We start from the raw sequence: 23,287 nt of genomic DNA, 5'->3' as shown, positions 1-23,287 counted from the left end.
TACCACTATGAAAACGACTGTAAGCACTGAAAAGGCTCCAGCAGCGATTGGCCCTTATTCTCAGGGCATGGTTTTTGGCGATCTGGTATTCAGCTCTGGCCAGCTGCCTTTGGACCCAGCAACCATGGCATTCCCAGAAGGCGGCATTAAAGAGCAGGCTCGTGTTTCCCTTGCAAACCTGAAAGCTGTTCTGGAAGCTGGCGGCGCAGGCATCGATACCGTTGTTAAGACCACTTGCTTCCTTGCGAAAATGGAAGACTTCGCTGAATTCAACGAAGTTTACACCGAAGTATTCGGTACTGAAAACGCTCCGGCCCGCTCCTGCATTCAGGCTGGCCGTCTGCCAAAAGACGCTTTGGTAGAAGTAGAAGCAATCGCATACATCAAGAAGTAAACCTTCGACTTGCGATTACGTTGTGCAAGGGCGCCTCTAAGCCATGCAGGCCCCTTGCCAAATGCTCTTCACACACAAAATTAGCAGGCCACCACGTAATGCTTAAGTACCGTAGCAACCGGTTTCACACCGGTAACACTAGCACTTTGTTTTCTAAAGAGGTTGCGCAGACCACTCGTGAATTCCACAGCGGCATTCAAGGGTACACGCCAACCCCACTTGTCAGCTTGCCAGAGCTTGCCAAATACCTTGGCGTGAAAGCAGTACTGGTAAAAGACGAGTCACACCGTTTTGGCCTTAACGCCTTTAAGGTGCTAGGCGGCTCTTACGCGCTTGGCTGCCTGCTTGCTAAAAAGCTTGGCGTTGAACTGCGCGATATCGACCTGAAGACCGTGTCCGAACAGCTTCCGGAACCGATGGTGTTTGCAACAGCAACCGCTGGCAACCATGGCACTGGCGTTGCTTGGGCAGCGCGTGAAATGGGCCAGAAGGCTGTTGTTTACATGCCTAAAGGTTCCCCGCAGGCCAGCGTTGATCGTATTCGCGGTCTTGGTGCCGAATGCATCGTGACCCATGTGAACTATGACGACACCGTTCGTCTTGCCAATAAAACCGCGCAAGAAAACGGCTGGGAACTGGTTCAGGACACTGCATGGGAAGGCTACGAAGAAATTCCGGCTTGGATTTCTCAGGGCTACATGACCATGGCTGCTGAAATTGCAGACCAGATGGACGACATGGGCGGTGTGCAGCCAACCCACGTTATGCTTCAGGCTGGTGTTGGCGCAATGGCTGGCGGTCTTCTTGGCTATCTCGTCAGCCGTTACGGCTCTGACGCCTTTAAAACAATTATCAGTGAGCCTCGCGCCGCAGACTGCCTGTACCAGTCCGTTTGCAGCGAAGAAGGCGTAATGACAGCAGTTGGCGGCGACCTCTCCTCCATCATGGCTGGCTTGGCTTGCGGTGAGCCAAACCCGGTCACTTGGGACATCATCCGCGATTGTGGTGACCTGTTCGTTTCAGCGACCGATGCTGTTTCTGCAACAGGCATGCGCATCCTCGGCAACCCACTCAAAGGTGATGAACGCATTATCAGCGGCGAGTCCGGCGCTCTCAATATCGGCGTACTCTATGCCCTGATGACCAAAGTTGAAGGGGAAGAAGCTGCCAAAATGATCGGGCTCGACGAAAACTCCGTTGTGCTGGTCATCAGTTCAGAAGGTGATACCAACCCAGATCGCTATCGCAAGATCGTCTGGGAAGGACGCCTTGAACTGGCTTAAGGCCAATCCAGGGTAGTATGAACATTTCAGTTCAGCCTGTTCTACAGCGTTAGGTGGCCAGAAAGGGTCCGTGTATTTCGCGGGCCCTTTTTCATTGGACCTGTAAGTAGTCCTTCAACATATATTAGCTCCCCCTAAAAATGTCTACTTAGGATTTCGCCTGCATTTTCAATTTTCTAATAGACTGGAAGAGAAAGCCCGCTTGCCGCGAAACATGATACCGTAGGTCATTTTTACACCCACCACGCTAGGCAGAGTGGCTTCATTGACAACACTGCCCGCACCCTATTCATAAAAATGAAATACTCCAGTCGGAACATGGAGCAACCCGCTAGAAAATCACAATAGTATTCTGTAAAATACAGTAAATACAGTAAATACAGTTATTCCACGAAAAATCGCTCTACATATTATTTAAACTTAACGTAAATACCAGATACTTCTCCGGATTTATCTACCATAAATCCATAGTAAAAATGCCGTGTTTTAAAACCCGCAGCTATCATACCGTTAGGGTATAAAAGATAATCCTCTTGATTTTCCCTTTGAGCTAAATATCTCGGATCACATGTACGAAACATTTCTTTAGGAAATGTTCTTTCTATATATTCTTCCGCCTCAAGCGCGTTTATTATTCGGTATCCATTATATCTATCATTCAATCCATTATTGTATTGCACCAAGGCTTCAACAACATCACTACAGACCCAATCATTGGCTCGAACCTGATTAATCGGGAGCACCATAAATACAAATAACAGCAACTTTATCACAATCAGCATATCCAAGAATACATAGGGCATCAGTCGCTTCGACAATTGACCGAATAAAAATACATCGAAGAGTAAAACAACTTCACCACTTACCTACAAGCGGACTTTACATCCATATAGCGCTATTCACTCGCTTGCCCGTGCCCAGCTTACATCTCTATTCCGTTGCTTATGCTAGAACTCGCCCACCCCAAAAAGTTCGTCTGTGTGCAACGATATCTGCCCCAGCCAGTTGGATGTAGTGAAGCGGCCTGCAACTAAAGTGATTGCCGCCTTTATTAGCCCCCCAGATCCCGAGAATTCACAGTTGCTATCAGTTCCCGTCTTCATCGCACCGCAGAAAACGCTCATGCTCCCGGCTGCCATTAGGTCTCATTTTTGCTTCACTTCCCAATCAGCGATTCAAATCAGACAATGCAACCGTGTGGTAGCGCTATTTTTATCGAAAAGTTGCATTCTGTAAAGAAATCCCACTCATCTACGACAATCTGGAAAACGATGCGTCACACCACTTGACACACCATGGCTTGCCCTTTTCCGACTTTCACTCCCCCATTATTCACCCAATGTTCTAGAGGTTGAGACGGTCCCGCCTCTTTACTTTAGTTTTTTCTAATATTAAGATAGATGCAGATTTATTCAAAGGATCGCTTTATCATGTCCTACGAAACTGCTTTTACTCCCCTCGCCTCTACAGTAGGCGGTATGCTGATTGGCCTTTCCGCCGTCATGCTTCTTCTTTTTAACGGCCGCATTGCAGGTATTAGCGGCATTGTTAGCCGCCTTCTTCCACCTAGCGATGCCGCATCCGAAAAAGGTTGGGAAGCTGCTTTCGTGATCGGCTTGGTTGGCGGCCCTATCGTCTACCTCATGGCAATCGGCCAGCTACCTGTGCAAACCTTCACTTCCGGCTACATGCAGCTCGCTATTGCAGGTCTGTTGGTTGGCTTCGGGTCTGTTTACGGGAACGGATGTACCAGTGGCCACGGCGTTTGCGGTATCTCCCGCTTTTCTGTTCGCTCTATCTCGGCAACGCTGACCTTCATGGCAACCGGCTTTATCAGCGTTTTCATTCTTCGCCATGTAATTGGAGGCTAAGCCCATGCGTGTATTACTCGGCCTTATTTCCGGTCTCATTTTTAGTCTAGGTTTAGTTATCTCCGGTATGACCAACCCTGCAAAGGTCCAAAACTTTCTCGATCTTGCAGGAACTTGGGATCCAAGCCTTGCCTTTGTAATGGGTGGAGCCATCGCGGTTGCCGCACCCAGCTTTTACTTCATTAAACGTCGTGAAAAACCGATCCTCGCACAGAACTTCAAGCTCCCAATGCCTTCACACCTCGACCGTCCGTTGCTGGCAGGCTCTGCAATCTTCGGTATCGGCTGGGGTATCGGTGGCCTTTGCCCGGGACCGGCAATTTCCTCCCTCGGCATGCCTTCAGGTCAGGCTTTTGCTTTTGTTGCGGCCATGCTGCTAGGTATGATTATGGCTAAAGTTGTGAAAGCTGGCCAAGGCTCTGCGACAGCAAGTACAAGCAAAGCCTGAGTACACCTATCTAACCTTCGTGAGCCATAGTGGTTTATGGCTCACGAAAAGCGCGCGACATACTATCTCTCAACGGCTCGGTCAGGTAGTCAAAGAAAGTTCTGTCACGCGTTGTGATGTAAACCTCTGCAGGCATGCCCGGCATAGCTTCAAAATGAACTCCCTTCGGCATTTGCTCTTTATTGAGGCTTACACGGGCGACATATACATTCCTTCCATCGATAGCCCGCGTATCATCAGGCAACGCATCCGCAGAAACGTAAGACACTGAGGCCGGTATCATAGGCGTAACCCTTTGATTGAGCGCGGACAGGCGAACAAGAGCAGACTGGCCCGTGCGCACACTGTCAATATCGGAAGGGTTTATCGTCGCTTCGATCACGAGCTCCGCCTGTAGCGGCAGTATTTCCATAAGGTCTTTTCCGCTTTCAACAACCCCGCCGGGCGTATGATAGCGCATCCTAACCACTGCCCCCCGAACGGGAGCCACAATCTCGATCCGCTCGAGAACATTATGGGCGGCTCTGATTTGCTCTGTCACATCATCGAGTTCCGCATTGACTACCTGCAGCTCATCTACTGCAGTTTGAGCAGCCTCATTTTTTGTTTTTGCAATTTGGGCTTCGGCTCGCCTTATGCGTTCTTCGGAGTCGCCTATCTCCGCAAGAAGCCGTCCCCTCTCCCCTTTAAGATTGGCAAGGGCCCGCTCAATTCCAAGAATGTCCGACTTCTTAATAAGCCCCTTCTTCAATATTGATCGCTTTGCTTCAAGCTCTTCGTTATAAAGCGCACTCTGGGAATCAACAGCTGCCATCTGTGCCGTCGCCCCTGAAATTCGTTCCCGCAAGGCATCGATACTTCTTTGCAAAACATCCACTTCACTTTGTAACTTTCTATGCCTTGCTCTGAAGGTAAGTGTCTGATTCAAAATGATTGCCGCAACTTTCTCCTCTGAACGCTTATCCAGAAGATCCTGAGGCCAAAGCGGATGCTCGCTGCCATTTGCCTCTTGCGTCAAACGTGCCTGAACTGCCTGAAGTCGCGACTTTCGCGTTTGAAGACGAATGAGATTAGCTGTAGCAGCAGTATCGTCGAGCTTCATGAGAATGTCGCCAGCTTCCACGACGTCCCCTTCTCGAACCAAAATCTCCTCAATCACGCCGCCTTCTAAATGCTGTACAATCTTATTTTGTCCTGTAGCGACGAAACTCCCTGTTGCAACGACCGCGCCAGCCAGCGGTGCAAAAGCTGCCCACGTACCAAACCCCAAAAACACAAAGGCTATTACTAATAGGCTTGCAACAATTGGCAGGCGAGTATTACGTGGAACCTCTGCGTACCATTGTTCTCCGAGAATTATTGGCCGAGATGTGTCAAGCGTTGCCATGACCTCCCCCTAACTTGCTGCAGGTTCAAGGCTACGTTGCGCAGCCTCCTGCCTAGTGCCGAGGTTCGGGGCAGGTGGACGCTTGCCTGAGATCAAAGGCAAGATTTCATCTCTGTGCCCGACCGCCTGAACGGTACCCTCACGTAGCATTAGAATTTTATCAACACTACGAAGGAGAGCTGGGCGCTGTGTAATTGTAACTACTGTAATGCCCAGTTGGCGGGCACGTTCAATCGCTACGGAAAGCGCGTTTTCGCCAATAATATCCAAATTTGAGTTTGGCTCATCCAGCACGACCAAACGAGGGCTACCAAAAAATGCTCGTGCCAGCCCAATCCTTTGTTTCTGGCCTCCAGAAAGAGGGCTACCGTCCATGGCAATCGGCGTTTCATACCCGAGTGGAAAATGGGATACCATTTCGTGAATGCCAGTAATCTCTGCGGCACGAAAAACATCAATGTCTTCTGCTGCCTCACGCATACGCGCAATATTAGCTTTTATAGTACCGGGAAAAAGCTGAACATCCTGAGGAAGGTACCCGATGTTCTCCCCTAGCTGTCTAGGATCCCAATTGCGCATGTCCATAGCATCCAACCGAATGCTTCCAGCCGTGGGCATAATAGAGCCAACTAGCATTTTACCCAGTGTGGTTTTGCCCGAACCTGATGCACCGACTATTGCTAGACTTTCACCTGCCGAGAGCGAAAAGGTTATTCCATTCAATATCACGCGCTTATTGGGTGGCGGCACAAACAACACCCTTTCAATACTAATATGGCCTTTCGGTTTCGGGAGTTGCAATCGCTTTACATTCAACGGAGAAGTTTGTAGAAGAACTCTAATTCGGCCGAACGCAGCTCGCGCTTGTAAAAAACTCTTCCAGCCTTCAATCGTCCCTTCAACAGGAGCAAGCGCGCGGCCGCCGATAATGGAAGCAGCAATAATCATGCCGCCTGTCATTTCATTTGAAAGCGCTAAATAAGCACCCCACCCCAGCATCGATATCTGGGTGGAAAGGCGAATAAACTTTGAAATCCCGGCAAGAACGATATTACGATCTTGCCCCTTGATTTGTGCGAGTAGCGATTGGGCTGTCTCACGCCCCCACAACAGGACGCTTTCCGGGATCATGCCCATGGCATTAATGACTTGAGCATTTCGTGCCATTGCATCAGCCTGCATATTAGCCCGCGAAGAGAATACATTGGCTGCCCCAAATGGCTCTGAGGTGACCTTCTGGTTGATGCGCGCAATAATAAGGAGAATGAAAATAGTGGTCGTTACAATCAAACCCAAATGCGGGTGAACCATGTACACAGCTGCCAGATATAAAGGGGCGACGGGTACGTCCATCATTGTCAGCAGTACCGAACCAGTCAGAAAGCTGCGAATTTGCTGCAAGTCAGCCAGAGCTTGGAACTCATGACTGGATCCACTATGCGATGCTCTTGCTGCCGCACTAACAACCGATGATCCGAGCCTCGTCTCCAAGTCAACAGCAATACGCATTAGCAGAAATCGGCGAAATACATCCAGCAAGACATGCGCAAAGATAAGACCCAATACAATGGTCGTTAAAACGAAAAGAGTATCCAAACTTCGACTGGTCAAAACACGATCTGAAATTTGAAATAGGTAAATAGGTAATGACAATATTAGAATGCTGGAGGCAAATGAAAACATACCAACTATTAGAAGCTGTCGCTTAACCCGCATCAGGGCAACCTTAAGAGTTTGACGAAAGTCAAAGTCCTGAGCGTTTCCTTCGACATCTGAGGCAGCCACAATAGCGAGCGATTTAGTTTTCCAATTTATTTTCAATGCGAAGTGACGCGCTGCACTGATAATATTTAGGCTGCGCATACTTACGGTTGGAAGCAGCCCAAAGCTCTTTAAACTCATGAATTTTCTTCTTTACTCAACTGAATTCATCTATGCGAACACATCAGAAATGGCATCATTTGTTTCGGCCGGCCCCTTACCTCCCCCGCTTGAAATATGTAGATCTTCTTCGGCGCTTGCTCCGGCAAATGCGATTACCTCTGAGACTAAGTCATCAATCGATCCTTGAGCGGAATTGAGATCGTCGAAGTTGGTAACCACTATATTCGCCTGAATGAGAATATCTTCCTCCGAGTACTCACCACCCAGATATTGGAATTCTGATTGACTATCGTAATCAACAATGATCGCTTCGTTCTTTGCTACGTTCTTGCTTGTCTGGATCAACTCTAACTCGCCAGAAGAGGCGTCTTCATGGCCACCTGCAGCTGAAACCACTCGACCTGCATCCATATCTGAAAGATAGTTTTCTTGAAAAATGGAGTTGACTTGATAATAGTCACCCTGAATCATCAAGACATTTAAAGAATTGTCCGAGAGGTTAGGCATGCCATTGCCTATTTTCTTTGTCGTATACTCAAACGACGTCTCACTATTCAAAATATTTGTGGTGAAGCTTTGTATTCCGCTATCCATCTCCTTAAAGAGAGGCCCGCCACCAATATTTGAAATTTTTGCCTGGTTTGATATCTCGTTCCCGTCTCCACCCGTTACAATACTATTGGATGCAACTACAAAATCGTAATCTAAAACTACGTTCTTTTGATAAATGCTATTCACGTCAAAATAGTTTCCAGAAACCACAATCAGGTCATACTCTGAAAATGCATGAATAATTTGCCCGGCATTAACTTGGGTATTGTTTCCGATGGCAATGAAATAGTCACTCTCGTTTGTTTCATAACGTATGATGTCATCATCTATAAGCAAATTGGTCTGCTTCAAGATGCTAACATCATAGAAATCACCTTGCACCGTATCGACTAGCAAAGTGTAATCACCGCGTCCCGGTACATACTGAGAAGATATTAAATAGTCTCCACTCGACGACACTTCACCCACGTTTTTGACCGTGTCATTCGACTCATTTGATAAAGGTTGATCCGCGAAATTCTCTGCACTTTCATTCAAGTAGAAGTTGCTTTGAATGATAGCATCTGTCGAATAGTAGTTCCCGACTACAATAAAAGATGAAGACGCTTCGCTAGCATTTACAATTGCGGCCACGTTAACCGTCTCGTTATCGCCGAGGCTTACCACTTTTCCCGGTTCCAGGTCTCCTGTAGGGGCGGCGTCTCTTTCTGCGATTAGGTTTTGCCCTATGGATATGTTCAATCCGTCATTTAGACCGCTTTCTGCTCTAGTTACCTGACCTTGAGCGAAATCCGTTAGCGCCTCATCCGCTCCACCATTACCTAAACCATTTAGAAATTCTATTTCTAAATGGCTCGATACCATGTTGAATTCTTCAGATAACGCGTCTCTTTGCTCTAACTCGGGACCGCCTTGCCAATGAACATGCTCCATTGTCAGCTCGTCATTGTCGGTGACCTCGTTTCTTTGGGAAGTAAAGATATGACCGGACGGCGCATCTATGCTCCGGTAGTAGGCCGTTATCGTATAAGTATACTCGGGAGGGAACGGAAACTCCGGAATATTCACTTCACCATCAGTAAATCCATGTAGCGCTTCCGAAGCAGATGGAACAACATCACTGAATGCCGGATCATAGCTGTTACCAAACAGTAGTGGGGCGGCAGCGGCGACATTGGAAGATACGGAGGCGACAGTCACTGACTGTTGATTGAAGGAAGGAAGATCATCATCATTGATCTCGACTTGGGCTTCGAATGCAACATCGGCATTAGGAAGCCCAGCCAACACTTCAGCACCACTTTTGTATTCAACCAAATCACCGAACTGGTCATCGTAGAGCTTCAAATACCCTAGATAGTGCCAGGTAATTTCGTTGATCACTTGCGAAAGCATTTGGTTCCCCTCGAAAAAGAAAAGGGCCCACGCAGGATGTCCGCGTGAACCCAGTTTAATAGATTAGGCTAGGTCGTCTTCACCAACGACGTTAACGGTCGAAGAACCGCCAACGACGCCGATGTCTACAGAGTTAGCCTGAACGTTGGCACCCATTACGATGTTCTGGTTGAAGGCATTTGCCACACCAACTGCGTCAGCAGACGCGGAGCTCAGAGCATCTACGGTGTAATCATCCCCGACACTCACATCGAACAATGCTTCTGCATCGAGAATGCCATCGCCAGCAGTTGCGGTACCGCCAAGGACATCCACGGTCTGGCTAAAGGATGCACCGTTGTTAACGACTGATGGATTTGTGATTACATCCTGATCGTTAAGCGCATTTGCTTGTTCAATGGTGAATGCTGAATCGGTGCCGTTGGCATCAACGCCGCCGCCGCCGACTTCGTCTGCCCCAACTGGGATGACATCAAGAGCGGCCAAACCAGACCCAAGAGTGCTATCCCCATCAGTGAAGAGGTAGGTGTCGTTGTCTCCGGTAACATCAGCGGAAGCTGCGTTGACCTGAGTGTTCGAACCGACCGACAGATTCTGATTGAATGCAAATGCGGAACCGGTAGCGTCTGCGGACGCCATGGCCTCAGCAGTGATGCTATAATCACCACCTACGTTGCTGCTAGGATCGAAGTCCTTGGTATAATCATCGTAGATGCCGTGACCTGTAGTTGCCACACCAGTTTCAGGATCACTGTCCTCGCCAACACTAACGTTTTGACTAAAGCTAGCACCAGAAGCATGTTCTACGGACGGATCAGTAATCCGATCGTTATCCGCCAGATCGTTATTCTGTTGAATATGGATATCACTATCCGCATCATTCGAACGTAGACCAGAGAATAGGTTTCCAGAGTGCGCTTCAGAATCCGCGCCAATCGAGACCATATTTTCCGAAGCACCCACAATATCAATCGCAGACTGATTGACCTGCGTGTTTCCGCCAGTGCTGATATTCTGATTGAACGCCGAGGCCTGACCAACGGAGTCAGCTGACGCTGAAGTCGTGCCTGCTACCGAAGAATCGTCACCAACATCGTGTGCGCCAATGAAGCTTTCAGCACGGATGCCATTCCCAGAGCCAGCGTTGCCGCCATCGGCAGTCACGTTCTGTGCAACATTGCCGTTGTTTTGGAGGGTCGGAGTGTTCACATAATCTGCGTCACTAAGGTCATTGTCCTGCGACACATGTAGAACAGAATCCGTCGAATTGTCAGCCAATTCTGCAGCTGGTGTAGATGGCGCTGATGCGGTGCTACCAAGAGCCACAGTATTGTCTTCGCCCGTAGAAACCAGATTGCTATCACCGCCAGTAACATCAATCTCAGCGCCGTTACCCTGCCAGTTACCAGCAGTTCCGATATTCTGTCCGAATGCCGAGGCAACAGCCGAAGCGTCTGCGCTAGCAGAAGAGGAGCCGGTAATGGATGAATCATCACCTACTACGCTACTACCCAGTATTGGAGTATCTAGGTTCTCGTCCACAGAATCAGACCGGATACCATCTCTGGCAGTAGCATCACCGCCCGTAGCAACAACATCTTGAGTTACTGTGCCATCGTTGGTGAGTGTTGGATTCTGAATGTAATCATCATCGTCGAGATCATTAGACTGATAGAGATGAACATCGGTATCCGTATCGGGCTCAACGCCAGCAGGAACAACGCCTAGATGAGAGTTGTGTGCATCGTTCTCACCTGCAGAAGCGCCGTTTTGGTTATTACCCACCACAGACATATCTGCTGCATTGGTCTGCATATTCCCACCGGTAGAAAGTGTTTGGTTGAAACCAAAGGCATATGCAGACGCATCAGCGGACGCTTCAGCAGAGCCAGAAATGCTGCTATCGCCACCGTCGCCACCGCCGGCAGATCCGACATGCGCAACAGAATTAATGCCATAGTGGGCATTGGAGGTTCCGCCGGTTACATCAACATCCTGATCAAGAGAATTGCCACTTCCATTATTTACCGTCGGATCATAAATAAGATCCTGATCATTCATTGGCGTAGGCGCACCACCGCCAGTTACACCACCGTTAGCTTGTGTTAAATGAACGTAAGTATCGGTATCAGATTGACCTGTACTGCCAATAGCCCCTGGCACTGCCGCATCACTACCGCCTGCGGAGGCAATATTTACATCAGTACCAACTACAGACACATCAGCGCTATTAGACTGCTGATTACCGCCGGTGCTCAGTTCTTGGTTAAATGCGTTTGCAACGCCAAGAGCATCAGCGGATGCAGAAGTAGTACCCGCGATAGAAAGATCATCACCGACAGAGATGAGGCCAGACGACCCGCTATCTCCACCCAGAACAACATCGTCGTTACGAAGGCTTTCGATACCGCTTTCAGCCGTAGCCGTACCACCGTTGACATCAACATCCTGATGAAGCGTACCGTTATTCTGTACGGTTGCGGCATTATCTGGAACGGTCACGCTACCAATAATATCCACGTCGCTCAGTTCGTTAACCTGCGAGCCACCTAGAGCTGTGTCGGTACCATCGCTGGCGAGCTGCGTCTGCTCACCATTGTTAAAGCTGGCACCATCACCACCTGAAGCGGAAACATCATAGTCACCGCCGACGATGGAGGCATTTAGGCTGTTTGATTGCGCGTTGCCGCCCATCGAAATGTCTTGGTTGAATGCTTCGGCATAACCGGCACCGTCAGCGGATGCAGCAGATGCGCCCGATACGGACATGTCATCGCCGACGACATCGGCACCACTGGTGTCATCGATGCCATCTCGGGAGTGAGCAGTACCGCCATCAACACCAACGGTTTGCGTTGGAGCTGCGTTATTTTCTACTTCGGCATTGATCAACCGGTCATGGTCATTGTTGCCATTGAATTGCGTAGAGGAAAGATTGGAGTCCGTTCCGTCAGAATTAAGGTCAACAGTGATTGTTGGGGTAGGCTCAGACCCACTGCCGCTGGAAGGGCTAGGCGTAGAAGACGGAGGAGGCGTGGTAGGGTTCGTAGTATGATCAGTCATTAATAAAAGCTCCAGACGCGCCTTCACTCTAAACCTGCAAAGAAATGTCGATCTTCTGCGTCGTCAAATCCCGGCGGTTACAGACCAAAGGCTGTTAAAACCGGATGACAATGAGCAAACACTTGAAGAGGGAAATGCAGGCGAGTTCGTGCGATCCCAGCCCTAAGGCAGGGACACTGCTCACCTAACTATACGATTGCTAGCCGGAAATTGGCTTTGAGACAAAAAGTATATCCTTCAAAGTAAAATGCTTGCTATGTGCCACCATCAGAGGCTTGAAATGTTGGCCTCGACGGACACACTTATGCGGAGATTTTATCGGGAAGAAAAACAGCTCAAAATATCTGGAAACATTCACTCAGTAATAAATTAGGGCCACTTACATATTCAGAAATAGATAATCTCATTTATCACCAAAGGAAGGCTGAGATTGCATCATTTACTTGAAATAGTACATGTAACTAATGACAGGTTATTCAAACATCTCTTTTTATATAACTTCAGAGACATTGATCTTACGCAAATGAATTTGCTGGACTTTTTGGCTTATCCTCACATTTAGGCAAGCCAGTAACAGTTCATCTTCTTGAGGCCGACCAGTTCATCAAAGGCTCCACTACCTCATTTCCTCTCCATTTTATTAGATTATGGCCGATCGCCCCCTTGCTGTGCTAATCTTTAAAAAGTGACATCTACGTCACTCTACACAATGACAGCGGGAAGCTTTAGGAATGGCTGAAAGCACGATCGAGGAACCAGACTTCGAAGCGTTGGAACGTTCGGCAGCCTCCCATGCCAAGCAAAGAACCCGCCTGTTTGCGCTCATGGGCAACATGAACTACTGCTGGTCGAACAACGAAAGCATGTTCATCTATATTCTTCAATACCTTATGCAAACAGATGAGATTACCGCGACGCTCGTGTTCGGCACGCTCAACACCACCCGTGCACGTACAGAACTGGTGGAGCGACTCTCTGGCGTGAAGTTGCGACGCAAAGATATGGTTCGAGATCTGCGCCGAATAATCCGTGTTTTCAATGACGTTACCAAGGTGCGTAACGAGTTCAACCACGCGATGTTCAAGATTGATCAGGAAGGCGCAATAACCCATACCCAAACAATGCGCATTCAAAGAAAGCACGGGCAGCTGCAACTGGGTGAGGTAAAGCCGATTGACGATGAGCGCGTTAAGCAAATGCAAGCGAGCATTACCAAAATGGTTCGTCTCAACAGAGAGATTTGGCACTTTCTGCCAAGGCTAAAGGAATACATGCAGAACGACAGTGCTAGGCCCTCACAGGCCAGTTAGCGCACTTGAGAGTTGTCAGCTGTCAATCTCAGCAGACCATCGTTTTCGCAAGGTGGCTCTATTCAAATTGATCGACTTGAGATTTCCTTGCCAGTGTCTTTGGATTCTACTTTGGAAAACAAGGCTGCCTTGTAAATTGAGAATGACAGCAACCGCTTAGTTACCTAGGAATTTCGTCAGTAACATTCGTTGTCCTCCTGCAAACTGGCGGTTTCATGAACATGCTTTCAAAGGCAGTCTGGAAGCTGATCTCGGACTCTCTCCGGCTCTTTATGGTTATGGTGAAAACCATGGTGCCGGTGATGATTGCAGTCCGCGTCGCAACAGAACTCGGTGTCGTTGATTATCTGGCGATAGCCCTAAAGCCGATTATGGGCCTCGTTGGCCTACCTGCAGAACTGGGCCTTGCCCTCGCCTCCGGCCTGTTGATCAATATCTACGCGGCAATCGCTGTCTTCGTTGGCCTTCTTCCGACGCTTGAGCTCACCGTCGCCGATTCTACCATCCTGCTTTCTATTCTTCTTATCGCCCATGCGATTCCTCTTGAGCAGATGATTTCACGAAGCGCGGGCGTTAGTTTTGTGTTCTCATCAACGCTGCGCATTGTTATCGGCTTGCTATATGGCATGACGTTGAACTTCATTTATTCCGCAGGCGGCTGGCTGCAGGAGCCGCTGGATCTGAAATGGCTGCCTTTTGAGCCGAAGGTGAATGAGACATGGCTTGAGTGGGCTTATGGAAGCGGAACACTGCTCTTCACGATGTTCTGGATCATTCTTGGGCTGATTATCTTTCTTAAAGTCCTTGAAGTTCTCAAAATCACCGACTTCCTCAACAAACTGCTCGCCCCACTGCTTGGCATTATGGGAATTTCCAAGGAAGCAACATCAATCACCATGGTTGGTGTACTGCTCGGACTTTCCTATGGCGGCGGCTTGATTATTCGTGAGGCTCAGGCAGGCAAACTCCAGCCTCGTGACGTAGTGCTATCACTGTGCTTCATGGGTATATGCCACGGGTTGATCGAAGACCCGCTGGTGATGATCGCCTTCGGCGGTCACTGGTCCGGAGTATTGGTGGGGCGCTTCATCTTCTGCGTATTGGCAATGGCACTCGTTAGCCGCGTGGTGTTGATGATGCCAGAGGATGCCTTCCGAAAATATCTATACCGACCAAGCAACACAGCACCTGCAGCAGCTTAAAAACCAAAAGGCGCGATACCATTCGGATCGCGCCTTTCCTATATTCCAACGCCTGCTTAGTCTTCCATAGCACGCAGGTAAGGCGGGATCTTAATATGCCCGCGATCACGAATGCGGTCGAAGTTATCGCACATATACGTCCGACCGAGTTCCAAATGCTCGCGAAGCAACTCAGAGGCGTCTTTAGGTTTGCGCTCGATGATGCGGTTCAAAACTGCCTCGTGCTCATCAAGCAGCATCTCCTGCCCTCTGATGTCGCGATGGAAACGCGGCGAGAAGCTCACATTAATCAGCGGGATCTGAGAACGATAAATCGCATGGCGCATCTCCTCGTTTGGACAACGCTTTAGCACGCCCACATGCAGATCCATCTCGAATTCATAGAAGTCGTTACCGGTCAGGCTATCGAGGTTTTCTCTACCGCGGCGTAGACGAGAAACTTTCTCTTCCAGTATTGTGCGGCTGTATCGGCCAACACCAAGGATAAGCGCTGCTGGCTCCAACAGAATGCGCATCTCATAGTAATCAGAGATGCGATCTTTGGTGAGCGGCACTGTAAACCAACGCCCTTTGTTGTTCTGACGCACAAGACCAATGCGCTCTAAACGGGTCAGCAAATCTCGTACAACTGTCCGGCCAACACCAAGGTGCGCGGAAACATCCAGCTCCGTTAGCTGAAACTCGCCAAGACGCATGATGCAGGCGATCTCACGCTCCATCTGCGGATAAAGGCGCTCGCGTACACTGCGGATTTTTAAAGTGTCTTCGCTCTGCGCATTCATGCGCACGCGCATATCGCTCAACGGGCTGCGGTTGATATCGGCATGCTCTGGACCGAACGCAACCAAAAAGCCCCTACCGGCAGCAGGTACGATTAGTTTTTCTTGAATGAGTAGCTTGAATGCCTCTCGAACCGGCGTGCGGCCAACTTTGAAGTAACGCGCTGTATCGGTTTCGTTGAGGGCGTAGTTGTGGTGGAGAGCGCCATCTAGAATGCTATCGCGCAGTACGCCATAGATCGTCTTATATGATGCTTTTGGCGTCATGATGATGGCTTCCCTGAGTAATAATGGTTAGAGCATATGTGCATTGTACGCAAAATGCTAACTACCATAAAGAAATGGCGAGGAAAGACTTTGTTTTCTTTCCCCGCCAGAAATGTGTAGATCCCCTCCCCCGGTTTCCCACAAAACCGCAGGAGGGCGATCTATCAGAGTGGAGAAGGCATAGAGATGCCGAAACCTTCTGCGACAGGCTCAATGCCTTTCATGATGGTTTCGTACAGTTCCAGACCTTCAGCCTTGGCTGCACGCAGCCCTACGGAAGCCTTACCACCTGGCAAACGCACAGGTCGGGAAACATCGGCAGGCTTCACGTTGCGGCAGGTTTCTGCGAGGAACTCGGTCTGACGCTTAAGGGAATCCGCACCCGCAAAAGCTTCAGGATCAAGAACTTGGAGGAACACAGAACCCTGCCAACCGGTTGGTTGGTCAGCGCGACCAAAACCAGAAAGACCTTGGGTTAGAGTTTCAACCATCAGAGCCATGCCATAACCTTTATGGCCATATTCCTGACCGCCCAATGGCAGCAAGGTGCCTTTTGGTTCGCTCAGCATTACGGATGGATCGTCGGTTGCATTACCTTCTGCATCCTGCACCCATTTTCCAGGGAAGCGGCGGCCTTCGGCGTTCAAACGGCCAGCCATAGAAACGGTGCTGATGGAGCAGGAGATATCTACGAGGATAGGATCACCCTCTGTAGGGATACCCATTGCATATGGGTTAGGAGTAAAGACAGGCTCTACACCACCAAACGGTGCAACTGCTTTACCGGAAGGATCGGAGGTCGCAAGAATTGCGATCATGCCCTGTTCTGTAACAGCAGGAAGGAATGCTGCCAGACAGCCGATGTGGTGCGCTTCACGCATGGTCAAAGTACAGGTGCCGTACTTCTTCGCGCGTTCTGCAGCCAGTGTCATTGCTTTTTCCGCAAGCCAGATACCTGGCAGGCGTTTGCCGTTCCAAACAACAGTTGGACCGCGATCCTGAAGAACTTCCGGCTCACCTTCGATGGTCATAGTGCCGTCTTTCAGACCCTTCACGTAGAAAGGCACCTGAGCCAGACCGTGGGTGGTGTGACCCATCGCGTCAGCTGTCACCAAAAGGCGAGAAACGGACTCTGCTTTTTCTTCATTCAAACCGGCAGCAAGAAAAATCTTTGTGCCAAGGTCTACGAGATCCTGAAACGCATACTTCATTGAATTTTTCCCAGTCTGGATACTCGGTATCCTTGTTCCCATGGATTAGCGCCGAATGGGCGGCGCCAAAGCCTCCTCCGAGGCGACCCATGAGAAGAACCGTATCATTTGGATTTTGCACGCAAAATCCATATTGCCACCTATGGAAAATCACTACCCACACAAAACACAAGGAAAACCCTAGGTTTCTGCTAGGAAAATGAGGGGGTTTTTATGAACTCAAAGGCAAATTACCCTTTGGATATCACTGATTTGTGGAGCCAAAAATGCGTTTGCAGAACCTAAAAAAACCAATTGGCGTCATAGCATTTGGGTGCCTGATGGTTGCTCTAACTGGTTGCAATAATGAAAATCGTCTGGCTCCCGCCTTCTCAACTTTGCTCACCGTTCCGCCTGATGGATACATCCTCACAGTGGTCACACAACCAATTGGCGCTACCTGCTATATATCGGGTGCGCGTGATCGGTTTGTAATTGAAAAGACACCCGGCACAATTTCCATGCCCATGGGGTATGAAGGCCGAAATCTGATTTGCGAGAAGCAGGGTTACCAAACGAGCGAAGGCATTTGGTACGTGCAGCCAATAGGCGGCAATACCCAGTACATAATTCAGCGGCAGCTCTCTCCTCTTTAGCCGCACTTGCAAAAAGATCACTTGCGCAGCATCTGCTTTTGCCTTCTTACTAGCGCGTCAATTGATTGGAGTTTTCCATGTCTTGGGAGCATTGGTCTGCGTTTGTGCTTGCCAGCGTTGTTGTTCTGGCAATACCCGGCCCTACAATCCTGCTTGTTATCAGCTATGCCCTTGGGCAAGGGCGGCGCAGTGCCGTAGCTACTGTCAGCGGCAGCTCTCTCGGTGATTTTGTTGCAATTACTGCTTCTCTCTTAGGCGCGGGCGCTATTCTCGCGGCCTCGTCAACGTTGTTTACCCTTCTCAAACTTGTAGGTGCTGCCTACCTTGTATGGCTGGGTATCAAGATGTGGCGAGCACCCACACTAACCCGCGATATTAAGGCCGCAGGTGCACACACACCGCTTCGGAAAATCTTCGGAAATTGTTTTCTTGTTACAGCTCTCAATCCTAAGAGCATCATTTTCTTTACTGCGTTCGTACCGCAGTTTGTGGACCCTGCTTCAGCCCTAACCCCGCAGTTTGTAACGCTTATTGTGACATTCGTAAGCCTTGCAACAATCAATGCCGTTATGTGGGCCATGATGGCGGGCAGCCTGCGCGTTCATTTCCAAAAACCAACCGCCATGAAAATTGCCAATCGCATCGGCGGTGGTTTTCTCGTAAGCGCAGGGCTTCTCACAGCGGCGGTACAGCGCGCTTAAACCATTGAAAGCGCGACTTTGAGTATTCTCGGACTAGACCACATTCAAACTGCCATCCCCGTTGGCGAGGAAGACAAAGCTAGAGCCTTTTATTCCAGCCTCCTTGGCTTCAAGGAAGTCCCTAAACCTGTGTCATTAGCAGGCAGAGGTGGACTTTGGCTGCAAGGCGGATCTCTAAGCCTTCACATCGGTGTGGAAGCGGAATTTAAACCGGCAAAGAAAGCACATCCTGCTTTCTTGTTTTCCAATCTGGACGAGGTTCGTGCCCAGCTTGAGGCAAATGATTGCCTCATAAAGGAAGATGCTCCCCTACCCGGTTATAAGCGATGCTTTACGCAGGACCCCTTTGGCAATCGTATCGAGCTAATGCAACGCGTTTAGCCGCCATCTGAGGAAACCAGACAAGAGAGAGTGATGTCGCTCTGTATGCGCGTCGTTCAAACGACACGCGATTTCTGGAGCTACCAGTAGCGATATTCAGCGTACAAACCTGCACTCTACGAGAGTATCCCGATTTTCCGTAAATCCAAGCAAGGTATCGTGCCTCGAATTCGGTGGGGGCACGATGAACTGCAATTCTTATAGCTGGCGGAGCGCGTTAACAGGCCATCTAGTAGCTTGGGACGCTTCTTCATATTCCGCATCTATGGTGCGTTCACTTGATGACGGGCTCTTTTGCGCATTCATGCTCGCCAAGACCGGCAGGAGTGGAGAAGCACGCACCTTGATGTCCATGCTGGGCGGCAGACACGCCACTCAGCTGTCTGTGTGCATGAAGAAAACCGCCGAGTTCATCCTCGTAGACATCCACGTAAAGGCTTACGAGAGCAAGGCGTTTGACCAGACCGACAAGCAGCTCATTTTGAATGCCTTGCGCAGTATTGATGCTGACGACTGTATCGGCCAAGCTCTTGCCAACAACCACCTAAGCACCATTGAGTTTCACCTTGGAAACTTCGATAGAGCGCAGGAATATGCTGAAACAGCAGCAGCCTTGTATCTGCAGGCAGGCGCTGTGTTTGGTGCGAACCATCTGCATTCCCATATCGGGCAGGTTCGCCTCTACCGCGGTGATCTTCTCGGTGCGGCGGGGCAGTTTACCAAGATGGTCTCTTCAACCCATCCCAACGCACCAGATGGAAACTCGCTAGAAGATGCGTACCGCATTCTTTCGGCCGAGGTCTGTTACGAAGCCGACCAGCTTCAAGAAGCCGAGCAACTTTTGGCCCCGCTTATCGGTCGGCACAAGGAAATCGATGCTTGGGGGACGCTGCATGGCGCGTACTTTCGGGTTCGTACCCGTTTAGCGCTGGAGCGCGGCGGCCTAGCAGAAGCCCTTGGCATTCTCGCTGAAGGTGAAAGCTACGCGCAAACCAGACAAATGAAGCTCCTGAAGCGGCAAATGCAGCTGGAAAGAGCTGAGGCTTACATCCGCTTTAACGAGCTACCCCAAGCCAGAAGAGAGCTTTCGCAACTCAAAGCGCATCCGGACTTGAAGCTTTGGAGAAACAACGACGACTGGGGCTTGCACAGCACCCTAATTGTTACCGCGGTTGCTAGGTGGCTTGTACGAAATCGGCAAGGTGCGGATGCGCTGGATCTAATTACCCTTTGCGAAGATGAAGCGATACGACGGGGCCGTCTTCTATGCCTTGCCAAGATGCGTATCGTTAAAGCGGAAGCGCACTGGCAGGTCGATCAAAAAACACTGGCAACCAACTCTCTGCTTAGCTCCTTGCGACTACTCACCGGCCAGCCATTTCGACGTTTTCTGGTAGAAGACGGCATGTATGCCAAGCCCATTGTTCAGGCCATTCTCGATGGAAACTACATCTCCTTCCCGCCGGAACGTGCCATCAAAACGGCTCTGCAAGACATCATGTACGGCTGGGTGGTCAGAAAACCACGGGCGCAGAATACGGCCGACCAGTCCCATGCGGCTGGCCTTGAAAAATACACCTATGAGTATTTGAAGCTTATGGCAGCAGGCATGAGCAACAAGGAAATCGCCATGCTTAAGGGTGTGAGTGAGAACACCGCAAAGTACCACCTGAAGAAGATCTTCAAGCAGCTTAATGTCAGCAGCCGCAGCAAGGCTGTAGCTGTGGCTAGAGAGCTCAAAATTATAGACTAATACGGAGAATAGGAAACTATTCTCAACCACTACCCGTTCGGGTAGTCGCGATTGCCGTTCCGTCTTGAGAAGTTGACGCACAGAGCAACTAGGGCAGTAGACCTGACATTGCTAGCCCCACAAGACGGTGAGAACCAATGGCTTTTAAACTGAACTCCAAAACCGACATTGAAGATTTCGTACGCGGCTGCACATTTTTCGCAACCGGCGGCGGCGGCTTGCCGAAAAACGGTATCGCTTCCCTGATGAGCGAACTGGAAGCTGGCCGTAATCCAGGCTGGGTTGATCTGGACGATATTGATGATGAAGCAATCGTCGCATGCCCGTTCCTTATGGGCTCTATTGCGCCTCACACCCCTGAAACTCTGCGTGAAATGAACGGCTTTGGTTTCGTTACCAGCGAAAACACCGAAAAAGACCGTATGCGCAAGGCTTTGGAAGAACTGGAAGAATATACCGGCCAGAAGATTGAAGCGATTGTTCCAATTGAGCTTGCTGGTGCAAACACTTCCGCAGCTATGGCTGCTGCTTCTGAAATGGGCATTGCAGTGTTTGACGGTGACTACACCGGCCGCGCAATTCCTGAAATTCAGCAGACCACCCCTTACCTTGCAGACAAAACCCTACTGCCAATCACTTCCGTTGATGAATGGGGTAACGTTGCGATCATCAAGAACGGTATCAACTACCGTGTAACCGAGCGCCTCGGCAAACTCATCAGTGCGAACGGTTATGGCCTTGCAGGTCAGGCAGGCTTCTTGATGAAGGCTTCTGAAGTCAAGAAAATCATCGTCAAGAACACCATGACCCAGAGCTATGAGCTGGGCCGCTTTATTCGCGAAGCACGCGAACAGGGCAAAGATGTTGTTCCTGCTATGATGGAGTACCTCAACGGTCACATTCTGGCGACTGGCGTTGTTACTGAAAAGAACGACGAAGATAAGCTCGGCTACTACTGGGGCGAATACAAGGTAGAAGGTCGCGGCGACTTCGCCAATAACGAATACCGCGTCTGGTTCAAAAACGAGAACCACGTAACTTGGAAAAACGACGAACCATATGTAACCAGCCCGGACATTATCGCTCTGGTTGATCTGCATACTGGTGAGCCTATTCCAAACCCTCTGGTCGCAGCCGGTCAAGAAGTTGCTCTTGTAGCCATGAAGTCCCCTGAACACTTCCTCTCCGAGAAGGGTCTGGAGATTTTGGGCCCTCGCTACTTCGACTTCGACATTGATTACAAACCGTTGGAGGAAGTTCTCTAATCTTGGATTAGGGGATGGGAGGAAACAATGTCTACTGATCCACAAAAGCCGGATACCAGCGCCTTTTACGACTACCCGACCGAGCCTGTTCCAATGGAAAAGCGTCGCGGCTGGTTGAACTTGGCGTTCGTTACGGCGGGCATCGCTGTTGCCATGTCCACCCTTTACACCGGTGCAGCCCTTGGCAACCTGCTTACGTTCAAAGACGCTGTTTGGGCCATCATTGGCGCAAGCGCATTCTTGTTCGTAATGGCAGGTATCGTCGGCGGTCTCGGCTCGGCTTGCGGTGTTACGTTCTCGGTACTTGCTCGCCATTCATTTGGTCGTAGCGGTTCCATGATTGTTGGTCTTATCTGGGCCATTACCTTGAGCGGCTGGTATGCGTACCAGTGCGGCTTCTTTGGCCAAACCATCAATCTGATGTTCCCAGATCACGCACTCACCCAAGCTGAAGTGGCAACCGTTTGGGGCGGCCTTATCATGATGCTCACCGCAATTGTGGGCTTCAAGGCGATGGCGATCTTGAGCACCATTGCAGGCCCAGTCATTCTCGGCGTCTGTTTCTGGGGTGTAATCAGCGCGATCAACACTCAAGGGCTGGATGCGATTGCAGCGATCACGCCTGACAATCCGGCAACGGTCGGAACCGGTGTAACCATCGTAATTGGTGGCTGGATTATCGGCGCTATCATGCAGCCAGACGTTTCCCGCTACGCCATTAGCGGCAAACACAACTGGATCGCCTGCTTCCTTGCTCTTACCGTCTATGGTCTTGCTACCTTTGCAGGCATGGTCATGGTGAAAGCAGCCCAGACTGACACTGTTATGGAAGCCATGACGACGCTCGGTATGGGTGCAGGTACACTGCTGATGGTGGTTCTTGCCCAGTGGACCAGTAACGACAACAACCTCTACTCTGCTTCTTTGGGCGCTGCGAATATCATCAAGGTCGAAAAATATAAGATCGCGTTGGTACTCGGCCTCATCGCAACCTGTATTGCGTTCTTTGGCGTGACGGACTTCTTCGTGCCGTTTCTGGTGTTCCTTGGTGTATTTGTGCCACCGATTGGCGGCATCATTCTCGTCGACTACTACTTCCTTGGTCGTCAGCATCAATACACCTTCGATAAATCCACCCGTTATCGTCAATGGAATATGGCAGCGCTCGGAGCCTCCGCTCTTGCAGCTATTATCGCCAATAACATTGACTGGGGCGTTGGCGCGATCAACTCCTTCGTAATCGGCGGCGTGCTTTACTTCGCACTCATGAAACTAAGCGCATCGATGCGGGTTAACCCGTTTATCGGCAGTGAAGTTAGCCACGAAAGCAACTAATTGGACGATGCGGGGCTCCATGCCCCGCATTGCCTTTTTTGCATCTTATGCAGGCCTCGCACTTCCTCAAAACGGCGCTGCTTTAACTCCAAGTAGTGCCGCCCAAGACCATATTATCCCGGATAATAGAAACGAAGCCACTTGGCCGCTGTCTGGCTAAGTGGCTTTTTC

Annotated in this window: 19 protein-coding genes; 12 read left to right on the top strand and 7 right to left on the bottom strand. The window is 49.9% G+C overall.

Features of this window, described 5'->3' with window-relative positions:
* Positions 1-7 precede the first annotated feature (7 nt).
* Together E1162_RS12185 and dpaL are read left to right on the top strand one after the other, a co-directional pair.
* Complete coding sequence (locus tag E1162_RS12185) at positions 8-394, top strand: RidA family protein (protein WP_155131200.1); 387 nt, start codon at positions 8-10, stop codon at positions 392-394.
* A 98-nt stretch (positions 395-492) separates the two neighbouring features.
* Entirely contained in the window at positions 493-1,677 is a 1,185-nt protein-coding gene (gene dpaL, locus E1162_RS12180) for a diaminopropionate ammonia-lyase (RefSeq protein WP_155131197.1), read from the top strand.
* Between the two features lie 410 nt (positions 1,678-2,087).
* Here the strand turns inward: dpaL and E1162_RS12175 are convergent, their stop codons facing one another.
* The gene (locus tag E1162_RS12175) at positions 2,088-2,480 is read right to left on the bottom strand and encodes a hypothetical protein (protein ID WP_155131194.1); all 393 of its coding nucleotides are present in this window, start codon (positions 2,478-2,480) and stop codon (positions 2,088-2,090) included.
* A gap of 627 nt (positions 2,481-3,107) precedes the next feature.
* On the opposite strand from E1162_RS12175, the gene E1162_RS12170 reads away from it, so the two are divergent.
* Complete coding sequence (locus E1162_RS12170; RefSeq protein WP_155131191.1) at positions 3,108-3,548, top strand: YeeE/YedE family protein; 441 nt, start codon at positions 3,108-3,110, stop codon at positions 3,546-3,548.
* 4 nt (positions 3,549-3,552) lie between these two features.
* On the top strand, positions 3,553-3,996 hold the full coding sequence (locus E1162_RS12165; RefSeq protein ID WP_155131188.1) for a DUF6691 family protein: 444 nt from the start codon (positions 3,553-3,555) through the stop codon (positions 3,994-3,996).
* A gap of 34 nt (positions 3,997-4,030) precedes the next feature.
* Here E1162_RS12165 and E1162_RS12160 read toward each other — a convergent pair whose 3' ends face one another.
* The 4 genes from E1162_RS12160 to E1162_RS12145 all read right to left on the bottom strand — a co-directional run bounded on the left by E1162_RS12160 (position 4,031) and on the right by E1162_RS12145 (position 12,277).
* Positions 4,031-5,383: an HlyD family type I secretion periplasmic adaptor subunit gene (locus E1162_RS12160; RefSeq protein ID WP_155131185.1), complete on the bottom strand. Its 1,353-nt coding sequence runs from the start codon at positions 5,381-5,383 to the stop codon at positions 4,031-4,033.
* A 9-nt stretch (positions 5,384-5,392) separates the two neighbouring features.
* Positions 5,393-7,285 carry a type I secretion system permease/ATPase gene (locus E1162_RS12155; protein ID WP_257098934.1) on the bottom strand — a complete coding sequence of 631 codons (1,893 nt, stop codon included), beginning with the start codon at positions 7,283-7,285 and terminating at the stop codon, positions 5,393-5,395.
* A 30-nt stretch (positions 7,286-7,315) separates the two neighbouring features.
* The gene (locus E1162_RS12150; RefSeq protein WP_155131182.1) at positions 7,316-9,214 is read right to left on the bottom strand and encodes a hypothetical protein; all 1,899 of its coding nucleotides are present in this window, start codon (positions 9,212-9,214) and stop codon (positions 7,316-7,318) included.
* Positions 9,215-9,277: 63 nt separating this feature from the next.
* Positions 9,278-12,277: a beta strand repeat-containing protein gene (locus tag E1162_RS12145; RefSeq protein WP_155131179.1), complete on the bottom strand. Its 3,000-nt coding sequence runs from the start codon at positions 12,275-12,277 to the stop codon at positions 9,278-9,280.
* A 731-nt stretch (positions 12,278-13,008) separates the two neighbouring features.
* On the opposite strand from E1162_RS12145, the gene E1162_RS12140 reads away from it, so the two are divergent.
* A complete protein-coding gene (locus tag E1162_RS12140; RefSeq protein ID WP_155131176.1) occupies positions 13,009-13,587 on the top strand; it encodes a hypothetical protein in 579 nt (192 codons plus the stop codon).
* A gap of 215 nt (positions 13,588-13,802) precedes the next feature.
* A complete protein-coding gene (locus tag E1162_RS12135; protein WP_257098933.1) occupies positions 13,803-14,789 on the top strand; it encodes a nucleoside recognition protein in 987 nt (328 codons plus the stop codon).
* Positions 14,790-14,845: 56 nt separating this feature from the next.
* Here the strand turns inward: E1162_RS12135 and E1162_RS12130 are convergent, their stop codons facing one another.
* Complete coding sequence (locus E1162_RS12130) at positions 14,846-15,835, bottom strand: GntR family transcriptional regulator (RefSeq protein ID WP_155131173.1); 990 nt, start codon at positions 15,833-15,835, stop codon at positions 14,846-14,848.
* Positions 15,836-15,999: 164 nt separating this feature from the next.
* Positions 16,000-17,046 carry an Ldh family oxidoreductase gene (locus tag E1162_RS12125; RefSeq protein WP_155131170.1) on the bottom strand — a complete coding sequence of 349 codons (1,047 nt, stop codon included), beginning with the start codon at positions 17,044-17,046 and terminating at the stop codon, positions 16,000-16,002.
* 266 nt (positions 17,047-17,312) lie between these two features.
* Between E1162_RS12125 and E1162_RS12120 the strand changes: the two genes are divergently transcribed.
* The 6 genes from E1162_RS12120 (at position 17,313) to E1162_RS12100 (ending at position 23,116) form a co-directional block, all read left to right on the top strand.
* Complete coding sequence (locus tag E1162_RS12120; RefSeq protein WP_155131167.1) at positions 17,313-17,681, top strand: hypothetical protein; 369 nt, start codon at positions 17,313-17,315, stop codon at positions 17,679-17,681.
* Positions 17,682-17,758: 77 nt separating this feature from the next.
* Positions 17,759-18,382: a LysE family translocator gene (locus E1162_RS19560; RefSeq protein ID WP_257098932.1), complete on the top strand. Its 624-nt coding sequence runs from the start codon at positions 17,759-17,761 to the stop codon at positions 18,380-18,382.
* 18 nt (positions 18,383-18,400) lie between these two features.
* Positions 18,401-18,763, top strand: coding sequence for a VOC family protein (locus E1162_RS19555; RefSeq protein WP_257098931.1), 363 nt, complete (start codon positions 18,401-18,403; stop codon positions 18,761-18,763).
* A 265-nt stretch (positions 18,764-19,028) separates the two neighbouring features.
* Positions 19,029-20,516, top strand: a complete 1,488-nt coding sequence (locus E1162_RS12110; protein ID WP_257098930.1) for a response regulator transcription factor — start codon at positions 19,029-19,031, stop codon at positions 20,514-20,516.
* Between the two features lie 137 nt (positions 20,517-20,653).
* A complete protein-coding gene (locus tag E1162_RS12105) occupies positions 20,654-21,781 on the top strand; it encodes an S-methyl thiohydantoin desulfurase family protein (protein WP_155131161.1) in 1,128 nt (375 codons plus the stop codon).
* Between the two features lie 27 nt (positions 21,782-21,808).
* Complete coding sequence (locus E1162_RS12100; protein WP_155131158.1) at positions 21,809-23,116, top strand: cytosine permease; 1,308 nt, start codon at positions 21,809-21,811, stop codon at positions 23,114-23,116.
* Positions 23,117-23,287 lie beyond the last annotated feature (171 nt).

The sequence above is a fragment of the Pseudovibrio flavus genome, from assembly GCF_009711345.1.
Taxonomy (GTDB): Bacteria; Pseudomonadota; Alphaproteobacteria; order Rhizobiales; family Stappiaceae; genus Pseudovibrio; species Pseudovibrio flavus.
This window is presented reverse-complemented; position numbering and strand designations above follow the sequence as displayed.

What these genes read in the sequence shown, in the direction of transcription:
- E1162_RS12185 (WP_155131200.1), top strand. Translation starts at nt 8, where the DNA reads ATGAAAACGACTGTAAGCACTGAAAAGGCTCCAGCAGCGATTGGCCCT.
- dpaL (WP_155131197.1), top strand. Translation starts at nt 493, where the DNA reads ATGCTTAAGTACCGTAGCAACCGGTTTCACACCGGTAACACTAGCACT.
- E1162_RS12175 (WP_155131194.1), bottom strand. Translation starts at nt 2,480, where the DNA reads ATGCCCTATGTATTCTTGGATATGCTGATTGTGATAAAGTTGCTGTTA.
- E1162_RS12170 (WP_155131191.1), top strand. Translation starts at nt 3,108, where the DNA reads ATGTCCTACGAAACTGCTTTTACTCCCCTCGCCTCTACAGTAGGCGGT.
- E1162_RS12165 (WP_155131188.1), top strand. Translation starts at nt 3,553, where the DNA reads ATGCGTGTATTACTCGGCCTTATTTCCGGTCTCATTTTTAGTCTAGGT.
- E1162_RS12160 (WP_155131185.1), bottom strand. Translation starts at nt 5,383, where the DNA reads ATGGCAACGCTTGACACATCTCGGCCAATAATTCTCGGAGAACAATGG.
- E1162_RS12155 (WP_257098934.1), bottom strand. Translation starts at nt 7,285, where the DNA reads ATGAGTTTAAAGAGCTTTGGGCTGCTTCCAACCGTAAGTATGCGCAGC.
- E1162_RS12150 (WP_155131182.1), bottom strand. Translation starts at nt 9,214, where the DNA reads ATGCTTTCGCAAGTGATCAACGAAATTACCTGGCACTATCTAGGGTAT.
- E1162_RS12145 (WP_155131179.1), bottom strand. Translation starts at nt 12,277, where the DNA reads ATGACTGATCATACTACGAACCCTACCACGCCTCCTCCGTCTTCTACG.
- E1162_RS12140 (WP_155131176.1), top strand. Translation starts at nt 13,009, where the DNA reads ATGGCTGAAAGCACGATCGAGGAACCAGACTTCGAAGCGTTGGAACGT.
- E1162_RS12135 (WP_257098933.1), top strand. Translation starts at nt 13,803, where the DNA reads ATGAACATGCTTTCAAAGGCAGTCTGGAAGCTGATCTCGGACTCTCTC.
- E1162_RS12130 (WP_155131173.1), bottom strand. Translation starts at nt 15,835, where the DNA reads ATGACGCCAAAAGCATCATATAAGACGATCTATGGCGTACTGCGCGAT.
- E1162_RS12125 (WP_155131170.1), bottom strand. Translation starts at nt 17,046, where the DNA reads ATGAAGTATGCGTTTCAGGATCTCGTAGACCTTGGCACAAAGATTTTT.
- E1162_RS12120 (WP_155131167.1), top strand. Translation starts at nt 17,313, where the DNA reads ATGCGTTTGCAGAACCTAAAAAAACCAATTGGCGTCATAGCATTTGGG.
- E1162_RS19560 (WP_257098932.1), top strand. Translation starts at nt 17,759, where the DNA reads ATGTCTTGGGAGCATTGGTCTGCGTTTGTGCTTGCCAGCGTTGTTGTT.
- E1162_RS12110 (WP_257098930.1), top strand. Translation starts at nt 19,029, where the DNA reads ATGGTGCGTTCACTTGATGACGGGCTCTTTTGCGCATTCATGCTCGCC.
- E1162_RS12105 (WP_155131161.1), top strand. Translation starts at nt 20,654, where the DNA reads ATGGCTTTTAAACTGAACTCCAAAACCGACATTGAAGATTTCGTACGC.
- E1162_RS12100 (WP_155131158.1), top strand. Translation starts at nt 21,809, where the DNA reads ATGTCTACTGATCCACAAAAGCCGGATACCAGCGCCTTTTACGACTAC.